General features: G+C 48.5%; 17 protein-coding genes and 1 pseudogene. 6 read left to right on the forward strand and 12 right to left on the reverse strand.

The annotated features are described in order from the left end of the window. Positions 1-20 precede the first annotated feature (20 nt). Positions 21-1,265: an RNA-guided endonuclease InsQ/TnpB family protein gene (locus AC5JR3_RS05330; protein ID WP_495843759.1), complete on the reverse strand. Its 1,245-nt coding sequence runs from the start codon at positions 1,263-1,265 to the stop codon at positions 21-23. A 155-nt stretch (positions 1,266-1,420) separates the two neighbouring features. Beyond that, positions 1,421-2,710, reverse strand: coding sequence for a valine--pyruvate transaminase (locus tag AC5JR3_RS05335; RefSeq protein WP_495843761.1), 1,290 nt, complete (start codon positions 2,708-2,710; stop codon positions 1,421-1,423). Between the two features lie 317 nt (positions 2,711-3,027). Here AC5JR3_RS05335 and AC5JR3_RS05340 point away from each other — a divergent pair, with 317 nt between their 5' ends. The 5 genes from AC5JR3_RS05340 to AC5JR3_RS05360 all read left to right on the forward strand — a co-directional run bounded on the left by AC5JR3_RS05340 (position 3,028) and on the right by AC5JR3_RS05360 (position 6,438). Next, positions 3,028-3,600, forward strand: a complete 573-nt coding sequence (locus AC5JR3_RS05340; RefSeq protein ID WP_495843763.1) for a general stress protein — start codon at positions 3,028-3,030, stop codon at positions 3,598-3,600. A gap of 3 nt (positions 3,601-3,603) precedes the next feature. Continuing rightward, positions 3,604-3,762, forward strand: coding sequence for a hypothetical protein (locus AC5JR3_RS05345; protein ID WP_495843764.1), 159 nt, complete (start codon positions 3,604-3,606; stop codon positions 3,760-3,762). An 81-nt stretch (positions 3,763-3,843) separates the two neighbouring features. After that, positions 3,844-4,668, forward strand: a complete 825-nt coding sequence (locus AC5JR3_RS05350) for a Tab2/Atab2 family RNA-binding protein (RefSeq protein WP_495843766.1) — start codon at positions 3,844-3,846, stop codon at positions 4,666-4,668. Positions 4,669-4,916: 248 nt separating this feature from the next. Further along, a complete protein-coding gene (locus tag AC5JR3_RS05355; RefSeq protein ID WP_495843872.1) occupies positions 4,917-5,327 on the forward strand; it encodes a hypothetical protein in 411 nt (136 codons plus the stop codon). A gap of 238 nt (positions 5,328-5,565) precedes the next feature. Beyond that, a complete protein-coding gene (locus AC5JR3_RS05360; protein WP_495843767.1) occupies positions 5,566-6,438 on the forward strand; it encodes an S-methyl-5'-thioadenosine phosphorylase in 873 nt (290 codons plus the stop codon). 24 nt (positions 6,439-6,462) lie between these two features. Here the strand turns inward: AC5JR3_RS05360 and AC5JR3_RS05365 are convergent, their stop codons facing one another. From AC5JR3_RS05365 to AC5JR3_RS05400, 8 genes and pseudogenes are all read right to left on the reverse strand, one after another. Next, positions 6,463-7,605, reverse strand: a complete 1,143-nt coding sequence (locus tag AC5JR3_RS05365) for a tetratricopeptide repeat protein (protein ID WP_495843769.1) — start codon at positions 7,603-7,605, stop codon at positions 6,463-6,465. A gap of 110 nt (positions 7,606-7,715) precedes the next feature. Continuing rightward, positions 7,716-10,151, reverse strand: coding sequence for a caspase family protein (locus tag AC5JR3_RS05370; protein WP_495843771.1), 2,436 nt, complete (start codon positions 10,149-10,151; stop codon positions 7,716-7,718). Positions 10,152-10,487: 336 nt separating this feature from the next. Then, a complete protein-coding gene (gene sat / locus AC5JR3_RS05375) occupies positions 10,488-11,666 on the reverse strand; it encodes a sulfate adenylyltransferase (protein WP_495843773.1) in 1,179 nt (392 codons plus the stop codon). Positions 11,667-11,900: 234 nt separating this feature from the next. Further along, positions 11,901-12,936 (reverse strand): annotated as a pseudogene (locus tag AC5JR3_RS05380) (DUF6745 domain-containing protein). Next, positions 12,905-13,036 (reverse strand): hypothetical protein, encoded by a 132-nt coding sequence (locus tag AC5JR3_RS05385; protein ID WP_495843775.1) that lies wholly within the window; start codon positions 13,034-13,036, stop codon positions 12,905-12,907. Before AC5JR3_RS05385 ends, AC5JR3_RS05380 begins: the two are co-directional and overlap by 32 nt. A 530-nt stretch (positions 13,037-13,566) precedes the next feature. Continuing rightward, positions 13,567-14,307: a pirin family protein gene (locus tag AC5JR3_RS05390; RefSeq protein ID WP_495843777.1), complete on the reverse strand. Its 741-nt coding sequence runs from the start codon at positions 14,305-14,307 to the stop codon at positions 13,567-13,569. A 72-nt stretch (positions 14,308-14,379) separates the two neighbouring features. Then, positions 14,380-14,769 (reverse strand): YciI family protein, encoded by a 390-nt coding sequence (locus AC5JR3_RS05395; protein ID WP_495843779.1) that lies wholly within the window; start codon positions 14,767-14,769, stop codon positions 14,380-14,382. A gap of 40 nt (positions 14,770-14,809) precedes the next feature. Beyond that, positions 14,810-15,400, reverse strand: a complete 591-nt coding sequence (locus AC5JR3_RS05400; protein WP_495843781.1) for an isochorismatase family protein — start codon at positions 15,398-15,400, stop codon at positions 14,810-14,812. Between the two features lie 127 nt (positions 15,401-15,527). On the opposite strand from AC5JR3_RS05400, the gene AC5JR3_RS05405 reads away from it, so the two are divergent. Then, entirely contained in the window at positions 15,528-15,905 is a 378-nt protein-coding gene (locus tag AC5JR3_RS05405) for a winged helix-turn-helix transcriptional regulator (RefSeq protein ID WP_495843783.1), read from the forward strand. A gap of 174 nt (positions 15,906-16,079) precedes the next feature. Here the strand turns inward: AC5JR3_RS05405 and AC5JR3_RS05410 are convergent, their stop codons facing one another. Both AC5JR3_RS05410 and AC5JR3_RS05415 read right to left on the reverse strand, forming a co-directional pair. After that, entirely contained in the window at positions 16,080-16,352 is a 273-nt protein-coding gene (locus tag AC5JR3_RS05410) for a hypothetical protein (protein WP_495843786.1), read from the reverse strand. Positions 16,353-16,668: 316 nt separating this feature from the next. After that, positions 16,669-17,025: a DUF4440 domain-containing protein gene (locus tag AC5JR3_RS05415; RefSeq protein WP_495843788.1), complete on the reverse strand. Its 357-nt coding sequence runs from the start codon at positions 17,023-17,025 to the stop codon at positions 16,669-16,671. Between the last annotated feature and the right edge of the window lie 72 nt (positions 17,026-17,097).

Genomic DNA, 17,097 nt, shown 5'->3' on the forward strand with positions numbered 1-17,097 from the left:
AGGTGCGGGGATTCCAAAGATTACTCTTTGGGTTTCCTCTTTCCACGAGTTGACTTACTTGGAGGAGTTTCCTCACCCAAGTATTGGTCAGTCTCTCCAGAGGCGTTCACCTCGACTACGCTCGGTGAGCGAAGCCGAACCGACGTTCCTGTATGCCCTACAGTACGCAATCCCTTTTCTAATATATTTCGAGCAGCATTCCAGTCTCTGTCTTGAGTGTGTCCGCATTGAGTACAAATATGCGTTCTTACACTCAAAGCTTTCTTGACGACTTTTCCGCAGTTAGAGCAATTTTGGGAGGTGTAATGAGGCGGCACGGCAACCGTAACTACTCCAAACACTTTTCCAAAATACTCTACCCAAGAACGAAACTGCGTCCACGCCGCATCACTAATTGACTTAGCCAAATGGCGATTCCTCACCATGTTTTTCACCTTCAAGTCCTCGTAGGCTACCAAGTCGTTAGACTGGACTACGCACCTTGCCAACTTCACGGCAAAGTCTTTACGCTGCCTACTTACCTTGAGGTGTTTTCGCGCCAGTTTATTTCTCAACTTGGCTCTATTATTAGAACCAAGTTTAGTCCTACTCATTCGCCTAGACAGGCGTTTAAGGGACTTCTCACTTTTACGCAGGTGACGCGGGTTTTCAATGGTTGTCCCGTCACTATCACTATAGAAGTGAGTCAATCCCACATCTAGCCCAATAGTTTTAAAAGTTGGTTCTCGCAACTCTTTTCGCTCTACATTCAGACAAAACTGGGCGTAATAGCCATCAGCACGACGTACTACTCGCACTCTTTTGATTTGTTCTATTTGGTAGTAGTGTAAGTCGCGAGTTCCCCACAGCTTAAACGTTCCAGCTTCAAATCCATCGGTGAAGGTAATACTCCTTCTGTCGGACGTAAGCTTCCATCCACTAGTCTTGTACTCAACACTTGCTCTTGTTTGATGCTTTTTGAAGCGTGGATATCCTTTTTTCCCTGGTAAGTGCTTTTGGCAATTATCGAAGAATTTAGCAATCGCACTCCAGGCTCTTTCCGCCATTGACTGACGTGCCATTGAGTTAAGCTTCTTTACCCAAGGGAATTCAGGATTATCTGCCAAAACTTTGCAGTACTTGTTTAGGTCGTACCTCCCTATTCCTTGGTTATCCATCCAGTATTTGAGGCAGCTATTTCTAACAAAACGGGCAGTACGTAGCGCTTCGTCCATTGCGCGGTACTGCCCGTCTGTTCCTTGTAATTTAGCCTCAAAGACTAGCATTTTATGTCAATTAACTTGACATAACTATATCCCAATTTACGGGCTGGTAGCCAAGCTCATTGGATATTATTGGAACATCGAGTTCCCATAATATCCCGCCTTATATCCCCGCCTTGAAAGCGCAGGGTTTTACGGCGCTTTCGATAAAACATCGTTTATCCGCCGACGGGTAATGCGGCTTGCCGATACACTTGTTCCGCCACTCCCGCTAGACGCTGCATCCCGATGGCGATTTCTTCATCGCTAGCGGTGAGGCTGATGCGGATACATTCGGCTTTGTGAGGCCAATCTTCTCGCAAACCAGGGAAGAATGAACTACCCGGCACAACAATGATGCCCACTTGCTTGAGTTGCTGATAAAACTCCCAATCGGTAATCGGCAAGTCTTTGAGCCACAACCAGGCAAAAATCGCCCCTTCGCCACGATGTAAAAACCACGGCAGGTCTTTAGACATGAATTGATCGAGGGTATCCTCCAGCACCTTAAACTTTTGCTGGTAGTGGGGACGAATCACATTTTCCGCAATATCCGCTAAGGCACCAGAGGCGATCGCACGGGCGGCGATCGCTTGCCCATAACGGGGAGAATGAATACACAAGTTTGTTTGGAACGACTCCAATATCCCGACTAACTTCGGATCGCCAATTGCCACTCCAATCCGTTCCCCTGGTAGCCCTGCCTTAGATAGGCTCATACAGTGCAAGAGATTGCCACCAAAGGAGGGCGTCATTTCGGTGAAATTCAACGCCGGGAAGGGAGGGGCATAGGCGGAATCGATCAGCACGGGAATATCATCAGGTGCTGCCAAATCTGCAATTTTTTGTACCTCTTCATCCGTGAGGACGTTTCCGGTGGGGTTACAGGGACGAGAGAAAATGACGCAACCTGTATTGGTTGTCAGTTTCAACTGACTGAAGTCCGGGCGATACTTAAAGCGATGCGCCGCCTCGTCAACTTCCAAGGTGGGTTTGTAGGCAATTACGGATTCTGGCGTTAAGCTGACGCCGCCGTATCCTGTGTATTCCGGGCTGAGGGGCAAAACGACTTGTTTAAGATTGCCTTGCTTGTCGTAGCCTCCGAAGGCATTGGCGGCGTAGAAGTAGATTGACTGCGAACCTGGGGTAATCAGGACATTGCGATCGCTTAAATTCAATCCGTAGCGCTGATTGAAATCCTTAACAATCGCCTCAATCAGGGGCTGATATCCCTGACTAGAGCCGTAACGGCAAACTACCTCGCCGTACTCCTGACTCGCCAAAAGTTCCGCCGTGCAATCTCGCCACAGTTGCTCAACCTCTGGCAAAATCACTGGGTTTCCCGCACTGAGATTAATAAATTCCTGTCCGCCCCCAGCTCGCAGTGTTTCGATAATGTCTTTCATGATTGCCCGTACCCCGGTGAGGTTGGACATTTCGGTGCCAAATTTAGTCAGAGCAGGGTTCATAGACATTTAGATAAAAATTCGTTAAAAGGTGAACAAGTCGAGCGGCTGGGGATTCGTCACCGTCGCTTTCTAAGGCGTCAAAAGTAGTGTCAAGACCACTAAACGCCGGAACGGTACTTACTAATTTAACCGCAAATTCTCGCCTTACAAAGTCGGCTACTTTTTCAGGTGGGCTGGCGTTACTACACCTAAGATGGCACTTCTCTACATCTCTAGATTGATGAGTACTCGATCTAAAAGCACAACTATATCAATGTAAATGATGAAATAATTCTGCTTTTGTAAGCATTCAGCTGAAAAAGTAGACGGAGGAAAATATGGTTGTAACTGCTCACAAACGTGCCGTTGGAGTATTTTCCAACCCTGAAGAAGCCAAGGAAGCACTAAATGAATTGAAAGCTTCCGGCTTTTCGATGGATAACGTTTCCCTCATTGCCAAGCAGGCAGAGCAGAACCAAGAGCTTGCTGGTGCCAAAATGAGCGATCGCATTGGTGAACAAGATGTAAATACTCCCACAGCAGTAATTGCTAACGTTGCCACAGGTACGTTCTGGGGCACTATCTTAGTGGGTCTAAGTAGTCTCGCTATTCCCGGCGTCGGCCCTGTGCTAGCCGCTGGTAGTCTTGGTGTCGCTCTAGTCAGTGCCACGGCAGGGCTGGGGCTGGGAACCGCTGCTGCTAATGGTTTGGTGAAGGCGCTGTCTGATTTAAGCATTCCCGAAGAACAAGCGAGAATTTATAGCGATCGCCTGATTGGAAGTGCTTCTTTGGTCATAGTAGAGGGTACAGAGGACGAAATTAATCGTGCCAAACCCATCTTGAGCGACCGAGGGATTCAAGATTGGGGCGTTTATGATTCTCCAGAGGGGACGGATACTCAATCCGCCTAATTAGTGGGGATCGAATTCAACAGGTGTAAATTTCTCGGCGCGCTCGGTAAAGGCGATCGCTGTGGGCGATCGCCTTTACCGATACGGCTGCCATTGGGGGAGCTAAAGATTAGTCTCGAATACCTGATGGCGGCTGTATCGGATGGGTTCGACCCACGGTAACCGCGCTTAAACACCCAGAAAAGAGAGATATAAAACTTCATAAATCATCTAGGATTGCTATAGTTAAAAACTCAACATAATATGGCTATTTGGCAAGCTGATTTTTATCGGCGTCCCCAGCAAGATCAACAAGGGCAGACGCTGTGGGAACTGCTACTCTGTGATCCGACACGCCGCTTTACCTACGAGGCAATCTGCCCCCAAACAGAAGTCAACATTGACTGGCTGCTGTCGCAACTGCAACAGGCGGCGACTAGGCAGCAGTTGCCAGAAGTCATGCAAATTTTTCGCCCCCAGTGCCTAGAGATATTTCAGGCAGCAGGGCAGCAACTCGGGATCAAAATCGACCCGACCCGACGCACAACCGCTTTGAAGCAATGGTTACAGGAACGAACCGCTAACCTTCCGGGTTACGACCCCTTAGCCCTTGATAAACCCCCTCCTGTCCCGCTCCCGGATCATCTCTGGGGCGATCGCTGGCGCTTTGCAACGCTACCTGCGGGTCAATTGGTAGAGGCATTTAGTGATCGCCCCATTCCCATTTTGCAGATGCCAGAGTTTCTTTTGCCCCTCAATCTCGGTTTAGCCTCCACCGTACCCATCCCCGGCGTGGTGATTTATGGAGGACGCCAGTCTATGCGGTTGGCGCATTGGCTACAGAATACTCAACCCGTGGCACTCAACTACATCATCGGGCCTCCCGATGGCTTGGTATTACATGCCGGGTTGGTTGACCGTTGGATTGTTGCTACTTTTGAAGACTCAGAAGTTGCCGCCGCCGCACGGACTTATGAAGAGCGCAAGTTACCGAGCAAAGGATTGCATTTTTTGGTCGTGCAACCTGACGAGTCAGGCATGACCTACAGCGGCTTTTGGTTGTTAAAACCACCTGAATTAACTCTCTAATCAAATAGCAGAGCGAGAGCAAATTTTGTTTGGAAACTGCCAAAATTGTTATTCAGAATTTGGGCTATCTACAGTACTTCTGCAACATAAATTAACATTTTAATCGTATTGTTATAAAACCATTTGACTCTTTTTTAAAACCAACTAGCTTGAGATTTATTATTACAAAAAAGTTAGCACTGTGGATAGATGCAAACTACTACAGACACTCCGACACTGTAATAGTTGATACAAAATTTTTTTGGAAAATATTCGTGAATAAAGATCAAAAAACTCCAAAACAAGAAGTTAGTGCTGATGTCGATACCTATGACCGGGGTATTGTGCCAGCAGAAACAGCCGCTCGCAAAGAGCGAGAAGGAGATCAGTTTAAAGCAACTCCGAATCAAGATAAAAATGCCGCTGCCGGAACTGACAAGGAAGCGGCTCGTCCGGATAGCATCAACACAACCGAGGGTTACACCACTGATAAAGAGGGTTTGACCAATAACTATGCAATTGAACCCGAAATGTACGTCAACGAACCGGGGGATATGGCGCAAGAAGACGACCAAGACAAAGCAGAACGCGCTGAAGAAATTGCTGAGGCAAACGAAGATAAAGAAGGCGAATTGACGATGGAAAAAGATCAGCGTGGTAAGGGCCCAGGAATGATATAGATAGCTTTGAAGGTTGATACAGTAACTAACTCACACCACCTTTAGATGAATCTACGTCCGCTACGGCGGACTTTTTTATGTTTGATTAGTCGGTTTTAGATGTAGCAGTCGCCCCAGAGATTAGGGTATTCCTGATTCTCTAAAAGCAAGTGCTGGTTGAATCTTAAACTCATCGACTCAGGACTTTGCTATAAAATAGCTTGGCATTGCACAGCGACGACAGGACAAGGCAAAAACAATGGCTGAAGCGAAGATTGGGGTGATTGGCGGTAGCGGGCTTTATAAAATGGAAGCCCTCAAAGATGTGGAAGAGGTACAGATTGATACGCCTTTTGGTTCGCCTTCTGATGCCTTAATTGTGGGAACCCTGGATGGGACGCCTGTGGCTTTCCTGGCGCGTCACGGACGTAATCATCATCTGATGCCGTCGGAATTGCCCTTTCGCGCCAATATCCACGCCATGAAGCAGTTGGGTGTGGAATATCTGATCTCAGCCTCGGCGGTAGGTTCTCTAAAAGCAGAAGCGAAACCGTTGGATATGGTGGTTCCGGATCAATTTATCGACCGGACAAAGAATCGCGTTTCGACCTTTTTTGGGGAAGGGATTGTGGCTCACATTGCCTTTGCTGACCCGGTTTGCAATCACCTAGCGGGGGTAGTAGCAGACGCGATCGCCTCTTTAAATCTCCCGGATGTTACCCTCCATCGCGGCGGAACTTACGTTTGTATGGAAGGCCCAGCCTTTTCTACAAAAGCTGAATCTAACCTCTACCGCAGTTGGGGGGCAACGGTCATCGGGATGACAAATTTACCAGAGGCAAAGTTAGCCAGAGAAGCAGAAATTGCCTACGCCACTTTGGCGCTGGTGACAGATTACGACTGCTGGCATCCTGATCATGACAGTGTCACTGTAGAGATGGTGATTGGGAATCTACAACGTAATGCGGTGAATGCTCAGAAGGTGATTCAGGAAACTGTGCGGCGTCTGAGCGAAAATCCGCCAACATCCGAGGCTCACTCGGCGTTGAAGTATGCGATTTTGACACAATTGGATAAGGTTCCGGCGGCGACGAAGCAGAAGTTGGAGTTGTTGTTGAAGAAGTATTTGTAGAGTTGCTCTGCCAATCCTTCTCTACTAGCTAATCAATTCTTGGAACTGCTCGTGGGAGCGAATAGTGGCAAAACTGGAGTCAGTTTTTGCTGTTTCTCGACATTGGGGAGCGAGTTCAATTGCCTGTTTGAGGTGTTGTAGGGTTAGCTCAATGTTGTCTTGTAAGGCATAACAGCAGGCTTTGCCGTACCAACCTAGATAGCGATCGCCATCAAGTTGAATCGCTCGATCGCAAGCGGCGATCGCTTCGTCGTGTTGTTGTAATTTTGCCAGCACAACGCCTCGGAGAAACCAGCACTCCGGCAGATCAGCTTGCAGTTGTAGCGCTCGATCGCAGCAGACGAGGGCTTCTAACTCCCGTTGTAGTTCCGCCAAGGCAAACCCTTGGAGAAGCCACAGGTCAACCAGATCGGGCTTAACAGGAATTACTCGATCAAAAGCGATAACGGCTTCTTGGTAGCGCCTCAAAACATGTAAGGCTAAACCTCGACCGTACCAAGCATCAGAGGAATCCGGCTTGATTTGAATCGCTCGGTCGTAGGAAGCGATCGCCTCTTCGTAGCGATACAAGTTGAGTAAGTCATTTCCTTGCAGTTCCCAAGCTTCAACTAGGTTAGGGTCGATTTCAAGGGCTTGCTCAAAGGAGCTGACTGCTTCTTGATGCTGCTGCAAATCGTATAATATTGCGCCTCGGACAAACCAAATTTCAGCCAGGTCAGGGGCGATTTGCAGGGCTTGCTCAAAGGAGGCAATGGCTTCTGCGTCCTGCTCTAACTGAAGTAATGCCTTCCCTCGGTTACTCCAGGCGAGTGCGTTTTCTGGCTGAGTTTGCAGGGCTTGGTCATAGGAGGCGATCGCTTCTTCAAAGCATTGCGAGTTTAGCCAAACATTACCCCGGTCAAACCAAGCATCAGCAGGTGTTCGGTCGCCCCAGTCCCCCTCAACTTGCAGGGCTTGGTCATAGGCAGCGATCGCCTCATCGTAGCGCTGTAACTCAGCTAGCACAATGCCTTGGTTATACCAAGCCAGAGCAAAGTTAGGTTCGAGTTCAACGGCTTGCTTGTAGGCAGCGATCGCTGCTTGATAATTTTGCAGGTTAAAAAATTCATTACCTCGATCCAACCAAAGATCGGGATCGTCTGACAAGAGAAAGTCTTGAAGGTTCATTCTATAAAGTTCTGAGTGCTGACGTGAGGATAACCGTTCATCCCAGATTTGTGCGCGATCGCTCTTAAACAGCCAAGGCGCACAAGGAGTATTTACAGGGCTGAATTTCTCTATACCACCTGATAAACGAAGCTAAGAGTTGCCCAAGCGTTCATATCCAGCACGTAGCTATCGGAAACTGTACCCATCACGTCTGTAACGGCGGCAGAAGTCTCTGGCTTTTGCATCACACTGGCTTGATGTAAGTCTTGCAACACTGCCCTAGAGACCTCTAAGGGGTTAAATAAGTCACTAATCCGCTCGCTTTCTCCTTTGGGACGACGAGCAACTTCCATTGCCGCCAGCGCTTTTGTAAAGGGTGCCCGACTACAGATTAATTGAATTTCCACCAACCCAGCAGGGCCAGCCACCGTCCACTCAAAGGCGGCATCGGGATCGGGCACACTGAATGTTGATTGAGGAGCGATGATGGCATCTTTTAGGGGAGATTTATTATCGAATGCCTCAGCTTCTGGCGAGGAACCGACGGAATAAAACGCGATCGCGCTGCCGCTACTATCCATTCCGAGTAGGAGGAAATACACCGGGCGATCGCTGAGGTTCTCCACCCGATAACGGATGCGGCTCCCCGCTGGCACCGTAGGCACACCAACGTCTGATCCCACCGTTGCCAGTTCGCGCACCTTCTTGTCCAGTGACGCTGTTGCCCGCAAGCTTTCTCGCTGCATGATAGTCATCGGATTGGGATTGACCATCTCCAAAGAGGCTCGGATACCCAAATGCGAAGCGCCTTCATTGGCGGTCAAACGCAATAGCTTCGCCGCCAGCAACGTTTTCAGCCTATAGGTGAGGCGATTGACTGCCGACTTCACTGCCTCCCCAGCCACGCCTGCGGTGTTGCGAATCGAATCATCCGCTAGATAAAACAGCCCATAGCCCCCTTGAGACATCACCGCCTCACTCCCGTCCTGGCTCGCCAAATCCTTTGCCGCCGAGGGGGAACCTGATGCGGCGGCATTAACCTGATGCACTTTGCCGAACACATAATCGGCGGGTTGTTCTCCCGCCACAACTACCGAGGAAACAGAGGAAATTGCGGCAAATGCACTGGTGGCATCCACCCGTTCAATCCGTTCTAGGTGCGAATCTAGGGCGACCGTTAAGCGGATATGGCGGGGCAATACCCGAATCGCTTCACGCACCAACTGCCCTATCTGAATTTGGTCATTTTCCGGGGCTTCCGTGCCGATCAGCCGTGCCCTTGCCATCAGACCCTCCCGCGACCGAATCTGAAGCTGGAGGGGCTTAGATGCGGCGCTGACAGCGGAAATGCCGCTGTCAGCAGAGGACTCTTCAGATTTGTTTGTTTGAGTTGGTAACAACGTCACTACAGAATTGGGTTCGTAATGCTCCAGAACCAGTGCGGGTAATCCGGCTAGCCAGAGCAATGCCGTTTTGCCATTGTCTTCCAGCCCCTTGACAACACCATCTGCACCCAGACCGGGATCGGGCGGTAGGTACTGTCCCAGCAGGAGGTGTTCTTGGCTTTTTTGCCCCGTTAGCCTTGGCTGTTGGTCTTTGCCCACTAGTTGCTCGACCAGACCAGCCGCGCGACTGAGGCTAACTTGTATGGTGGTTGCTGGGGTAGCTTGCCACAGATGTTGCGTCAGGGCATAGGTAAATAAGCCAGCGCTAAATCCTCCCCATTGTCTTTCCGTTGCCTGCTGACTAGGGCCGGCAGCCGCTAGTACAACTCCTGGCATCTGATTGAGCTTGTCTTGGTGCTGGAGCTGTTCTCGTGATAACTTGAGCCGTTGTAGCAGTTGGTCTTGAAACGCCAGCTCTGCGAGGCTAAAACCGTCGCTGGGTGCGGTGGGGCTAGTACGGACTCGCAAGGTTCCCTGGAGAGTCTCACCGTTCCCGGCGTAGCTGGTATCGAGGATAGTTGTAACATTGTCCGTCGGCAGCGATCGCAACAACAACAACAGTGTTTCTTCTAGTAGCCCATTGGCGGCTCCTCCTTTACCCGCAGCTATCCCGTCCACTGGTACCAATGTATTAGTGGAGCGCTTAAAGTCCTGAAGGTTGAGGTCAGTTTCCGCCGTAGCGATCGCCAGTGGCGACTCAGACGTGAGATTGACACGACTTCCATAACCGCTGAAGTGAAAAACCACTACATCTCCAGCAACGGCTTGTTCGCTCAGATGCTCTAGAAATGCCGTTTCGATATTTTCCCGCGTCGCTTGGCTATCCGTCAGCGTCAGAATGTCGCTGGCATTAAACCCAAAACGATGAATTAACAGCTCTCGTTGAAGTTCGACATCGATGGCACAACCCGTGAGGGCTGTACCGCGTGGGTATTGGTTAATACCCACCAGTAGCGCCAACTTCCGCGCCCCAGGTTGTGCTAATGCCTGTAAGTAGCGGTCTAATAGCGGTACCGCCGAGCTTGGCTTGCTCAAGAGTGATAACACCGTTTGGCTCACTCCCAGCGCCCCTAGCGCCAAACTAGCTTGTTGCAAAAAAGTCCGCCGATTATGTCTCATATCAGCTATCAGCTTTCCCCTGTATCAGCTATAGCCTACCAGGAATGAGCAATTCAGATGGTAACAACATGAGCCGATCAAGCTATTCAACCGCGATCTGACCACTTGACAACACGCGGCTGAAAATTTGAACCTGCATCAACTGAATTGACGTATCCTCAAGCCTTTAGGTTGCCTAATGGTGGCAAAGCCTGCCGAGACAGGCTTTACCCTCCTTGATTTTCCGTAGTCCCCATGACTTAGTTTGTGCCGTCGCCATCTGACGACATTGACTCCTCAGTCGCGTGTTAGAAGCGAAATGAGCGGCACAGACCAATTGATTACTGAACTGGCGTTCTATGCATTTGCTGCTCCCTTCATTGCGCCGATCAGTTCCGCTGCTACCTCTGGACGAGAGAACTGTGGTGGGGGTAACTCACCCCGGCGCAACATCTCCCGTACCTTTGTCCCTGATAGGTGAATCCGCTCTTCAGGTTTGCTGGGGCTAGTCTTCGTTGTCGCCATCTGTTCTGTGCGCTTGCAGTAGAAGGCGTGTTCAAACTTCATTGGCACAATCCCCAACTCCCCAGGCTCAAACTCCTCGAAGATATGTTGAGCATCATAGGTACCGTAGTAGTCACCCACTCCAGCATGATCGCGTCCCACGATGAAGTGGGTACAGCCGTAGTTTTTACGCACTAACGCATGAAAGATGGCTTCGCGGGGGCCAGCATAGCGCATAGCGGCGGGATTAATCGCTAAAATCACCCGGTCTTGAGGATAGTAATGCTCCAGCATGATCTCGTAGCAGCGCATCCGTACATCTGCCGGGATGTCATCGCTTTTCGTTGCACCGACTAAGGGATGGAGGAAAAGACCATCTACGGTTTCTAACGCACACTTTTGGATGTACTCGTGCGCTCTATGGATGGGGTTGCGAGTCTGGAAGCCCACAACTGTCTTCCAGCCTTTTTCTTTGAAAAGGGCGCGAGACTCAGCCGGATCTATTTGGTATTTGGGAAATTGGGGATGAGGATCGCGTTCTAGCAACCAAACTGAACCGGAAAGATTGACCGCTCCCTGGTCATAAACGACCTGGACGCCAGGATGCTTTGCTTCATCAGTGCGGTAGACATTGATTGCCTCGCGCTGCTTATCGTAGCGATACTTTTGCGTCAGTTCCAGCACGCCCACAAAACGACCTGTGGGGTCATCTAGGCGCACTAAGCTCCCTTCCTTGAGCGGTGCGGCGACTTCTTCATCAACGGAAAGTGTCACCGGAATTGACCAAGGCAGACCATTGGCAAGACGCATTTGGTCAACAACAGATTGGTAGTCGGCTTCCTCCATGAAGCCAGTCAGAGGACTAAACCCCCCAATGGCAATCATTACTAAATCGGAGGTGGTGCGTTCATCCAGTTGCACTCTGGGGAGAGAGTCGGCTTTCTCTAGAAATTCTTGTTTTTGTTCGGGTGTAGCAATGCGATTAATTAGCTGACCGCCGTGAGGCGCTATGCCATCTGGACGAAGAGTCATGTCAATATTAAGAATTGTAGCTGCAAAGATTTATCGTACCAATTTATCGAACCAGACGCTGAAAAGGTGCAGCACTTGGCAGAGGATAATTTTGTAGTAGGGGTATAGGGTATATGCCCATTAAACCAACGGTGGAAACCGAAACATTAAAGGGAGCAAGCCTTGCGCCCCTACAAAAATGTTCTGAAGAAATTTAATTTGCGTGCAATATGTAGTTTTTCTTAAAGTACTCCTTTAAGTTTGCTGAGAAAATTCTTCTGGATCGATTCCCCAATTCACCCAGCGTATTGCTTCACGAGCTGATGTCATAGCTGGCGGCACTCGCAATACATGAATATAGCCTGTACTTGGGCAAGTCATTTTCAACAGATAAATTAGCTCTTTTTGCGGAAAGCCATTATCCTTCTCAAAATCATATATATCGATGTCAAATCTTTCAATATCATCGCTAATTCTTAAGAGAGTATATTCTTTCCAAGTATCTAAGACTTCCGCTTCTAGCTCCTGACAAATTCTGGCGTAGCCAATTCCCTGAATTAATACTCGTCTAAGTTCAGCATTTTCTTCTTCTAAAAGCCATTGCGATCGCCACTGAGTTGGATGTATCTTGCCGTACTTCTCAGGTAATGTTACGCCGTGGTAAGAGTAGAGGCTGTAGCCATCAGCAAATTGAAGGGCAGGTTCACCTTCTGCGTGGAGGCGTTGTTGGTTGTCTAAGGAGATTTTGCGGGGGCGATCGCATACAACTACAAGTTTTTTCAAAAGAGTAAATCCAGCCACAAGATTCAGCTAGTAACTGAAACGCCATCCACTTTTTTGAACTGTAAGTGCAATTTAAGACGGAAATACAGAAGTCAAACCAACCACCATAACAAGCCCAAACTTCCCGTTCTGTGTAGTAACAAAATTGACGCTCCAGCTCGCTCTCCAGCAGTTTTCCAATTTGATTCCACAGTTTGCCATCTAGTGTATTGTCTATTTGACTCCATAGTTCCTTCTCTAATTCCCTGCCGATGGAGTTCCACAATTCGCTATTTAAAAATCTTCCCAATTGGTTCAAAATAACAGTATTAAAAGCCTCATGAGGACTATTAAAAAATAGAAGATGAGGTTGTTGTTTACCCATCAAAGAGTAAGCCACTCTAACCGCGTTTGCTGCTTTCTTACGATCGAGCGGCTCAGTGGAAAGGGCAATTTGCCTCCATTTCTCATGGATAACCGGAATCAACGCTTCTTGTTCAGGGGTAAGTTGGCTGATAATTTCCGTCATGGCAAGTTATAGGGATGATGGGAATAAAGCGGTTGGAGTATTTGCGATCGCCACCATAGTCCTTTGACGTACAAGCTTCTACACCTCCCCAGTGGTTCACACTCGCTTCAGTCGGTGAGCCGCTCCCAGCGAATTGTTATACAGCATGTGTACTTCTCATCTATGAGAGGTTAGATGGTTGCCGTCCACCTAATCGTTGCTCTAATACAGGAGGCAAAATATTAACAGAAATAGTAGCGTAAGGATTGGACTGTGGTTGGGAAGTTAGTGATGACACTATGGGACTGAAGTTCTGAAGTTCAACTGCTCCCCACCCAAATTTTGAGCCGCATAACGACCCCGTTCACCCGCCGCTAGTAAGCTTTCGTTCTCAACTAATCATCTTGATACGGTCGGTTGCAAGCGGATTGTTATGCCGTCGCTGCTACAGAGTGACTCATCACATAAACTGCATGAATTTTATTACCAAACTGTTGAGGTTCCGTCTTGCGGATAACCTCAAATCCCAAGCTTTTCCAAAATGGTTCTGGCTTCTGACTTTAAGACCGATGCTATTACTGCTTCATTCATCCAGTAGGAGGAGCCAGATGGATTTACGGGATTGTTCTGCCGATGTCAATGGCAAAGCAGCTAGTGGATACAAAGAATGTACTGTATTTCTTCTGAACTTGCTTGAACTTGAATCGTCGTTCTGATGGGTTCAAACAAAGCCGCTTCCTGAGCTTGAATAGATTGCTCTGTCTGTCCCAATTTCGCTACACCTCGAATCATCAAAAGAAATGCGGTTTCGTCTGCCGAGATTTCATGTTCAATCTTTTGGTGAGCAGGTACCGTGACATCTAAAAAGTGAATCGGCGTTGAGAGCCGCAGCGGGGAGGTAATGCCATGAGCAGTACCCAGGATAACTCGCACTCGCCCACCTGCTGAAGTAGTGTAGATGGGAATGTCTGCTGATTTGAGATGAAAGGCGCTAGCAGGAGCAGATTTATCGGCGGGTGAAAGATCGACGAACATTTGAATGCCGTGACAGACCTTACCCGGTTCTGTCGGGGTTTCATCGTGCCTCACTCCAGAACCTGCTTGAGTCCAATGCAAATCACCGGGATGAATAAAAGAGCGATCGCCCTGGCTATCCTGATTAAAAAAAGATCCTTCGGAATCTTCAAACATATAGGTTACAGCCGCAATGCCTTGATGAGAATGCTCTCCAAAGGTCGGCTGACTCATGAAGTAGTGATCGAGTTGTAAGAAGGGATGAATCGATTTTCCCAAGCTCTGCTGCCCTATGCTGAAAGCTTTGAATCCTGTTCCATGAGTAAACGGTTTGGCTTGGACAATGCGGCTAGCATTGTGAATCGTCATCGTGTTCATGATGTGACCTCACTGGTTTGAGTAGATGAGTGCCGATTGAGAATTCTCGCAAGATTGAACATGAATTACTCCTTAAAAAACATCACGCTGCGGCTCGGAAAGGGTGACGCGAATCGTGATGCTGCCATCATTCAGCAGCCAAGGACGAATCTTGAAGGTGCGGGCACCACGACTATGCATGGGATCAGCTTCGGCGATCGCGGTTGCTTCTGCCACCGATGCTGCCCGATAAATCAACATCCCATCGCCTTCAAAATATTGCCCATCATCCGTCCAGAGTGGTCCTGCACCGAACAGCACATTTTGCTCTTCGAGATTCCTTAGATAAGCTCGGTGTTCTGCCAGATTCTCCTTGACTGCTTCGAGACTGAGCGCTGTGGAAGTCACTACATACAACTGCATCCGCAGGGAGGGCGCAGACCCTTCGATGATTTTGCTAGTTTCAACTCGATTGGCATTCATGAAATTTTTCTCCTAGGTTATGAGCGTGGCCATACAAGAATTAGTGAATGGACGGTAGAACATTTTGGAACATCACCTGGATAATTTGCTGTCCATCCGATGTACTCCAGTCTTGAGCAAGTTCAGCCATGATCGTGTCAGTTGCTGTGAGGACAACGCCTGCTTTTTCCATTCGCCGCCGCGACATCTCTTCCGCTAAATCAGATGGCGAACCAGATGCATCCATGACAGCTTGAACGTTATATCCCTCGTGAACAGCATCGATCGCGGGAAACACCAGACAAACACTGGTTGTCACTCCTGCCATAATCAGATTTTTGCGACCTGTCGCCGCCACGGACTCTTTAAAATTTGGATCAGTCCAGGCATTCACAATCCCAGCACGCTTCACTCTTGTCGCAAATGCATCCGGCACAATCTCTTGCAGTTCTGATAGGAGTAGACCTTGAACATTTTCCTCTTGGCTACTGGTCAAAACGACAGGCATATTCAAGATTTTTGCCGTCTTAGCTAGCGCCAGGGTATTCCGTTTCACCACATCCAAGTCAATGTTTTTGATCAGTTGCATGGTGCCAACTTGATGGTCAATCAACACCAGTGCAGTATCTTCGGGCTGGAAAATGCGGTTCATGATTGCTCCTTATTTATTGCTTTAACGATTTGAATTTGGGGTTTGCATCCAGCAATAAATCGATTATGCTGCGTGTATCTTCAAAACTGCAAGTAGGCACAATATAGTGCTATACACACAAAAATGTATGCATAAAACCAAAGACTTAACTCCGGCTCTCCTAGATGCCCATCCCTATCTCCGCCAAGCTCTCGACCTGATTGCTGATAAATGGGTCGTGGCAGCTTTGTATGTGCTCTCGCATGGCACTAAACGCTATGGCGAACTGCAACGCGAAATTGGCGATATTTCACAACGAATGCTCACCCGAACATTGCGTGACCTAGAACGCAATGGATTGGTCGATCGTAAGGTTTATCCCGTTGTCCCGCCGATGGTGGAATATTCCCTAACCCCGCTCGGAAAGACCCTAAATCAAGTACTGAAGAGTCTTTGTGAATGGTCAACAGAAAATTTTCAACAGGTAGAATCAGCAAGAGAGAATTACGATAGTACAGAAAGATAAAAGGATGCGATCGCACTAAAATAATGCGCCCTTCAACTTTGACAAGAATTTTCTACTGACAAGACCTAAGCCTAAAGCGGCAGAACGTTCCTCTTCAGCGGCGGCTAGCAGCCTTTGCATTTACACCAGCAACTAAATACCGTCCGCTGCAAGGCGGTTGTTGTGCCGCTGAAGCTAGTAACCAAGAACTTGCAACCGTTGCTTGAACGCAGCATTCAATGTGAGATTGTCGCTGGAGGAAAAAGAACCAGGAATTTCCATCAGACTAGCATTTCGCAGCGAGCCGAGATCAAATGGGCGACCTCCACTATCTTCGACTAGTTGAGCCACGATCGCCTTTGCGGCTTCGTCATCAGATGCGATCGCTACCGCTAATCGCTGATTTAAGGGACGCTCTGCCAATCGTTGCAAAGCACTGGGCTGAAAACTGCTATAAGCCTTAACCAATCTAGCTCCTGGTAACAGTTTTTGAATAGTCTCTACACCAGCGCCACATCGCTTCCGCTATACCTACGCAGCAAACCTAGTAGAAATGGGGATTAATACCTTGCTGGCTCGAAGTTTGACAGGCCACAGTTCAGAGCGGGTATTTCGGAGATATATTGAGGGCAAGCGATTGGCAGTGGCAAAGAAGGCTTACTATCAAGCTATAGGTGAGGAGCCACCCAGAGAGTAAGGATCGTGCAAGAGCTGCAACAACACAGCGCTCGTCCGCGGTTTTGAGTAATGAAACTACAACAGGCTTTAAAGATGCTACCGACACTCACACGGGTGTCTGTTGGTGAAGTGTCAACTTCCACTGTCCCTCGTGAAGGGTGTACACGCTGCTGATCAGGGCTATGTATGAATCGCTTCCTTCCCGCTGCGCCGTGACCTTATATACTATGGCAGCCACATTCAGAGAAAGTGAGATCACCTGTTGTTCTTCAATCTGAAAAGACTTCCAGGGTTGGGAATCGATCACTGCCAAGATATTCTGTTTTCCTCTCATCATCATGCCGCCTGGAAACACCATAACTGCTTCGTCAATGAGTAACTCTTCAAAAAACTCAATCGCCAAATCTCTCCTTGTTGAGAGAATCTTCCATCCTTGTTCTTCAAGATTGATTAAATCTTGCATTTTCGCCACTCCCAATCATCTGTTGCTCCAATACGGCAGCACGTAATTATAGCAAGTGCTTATCTTTAATTC

The sequence above is a fragment of the Kastovskya adunca genome, from assembly GCF_059505785.1.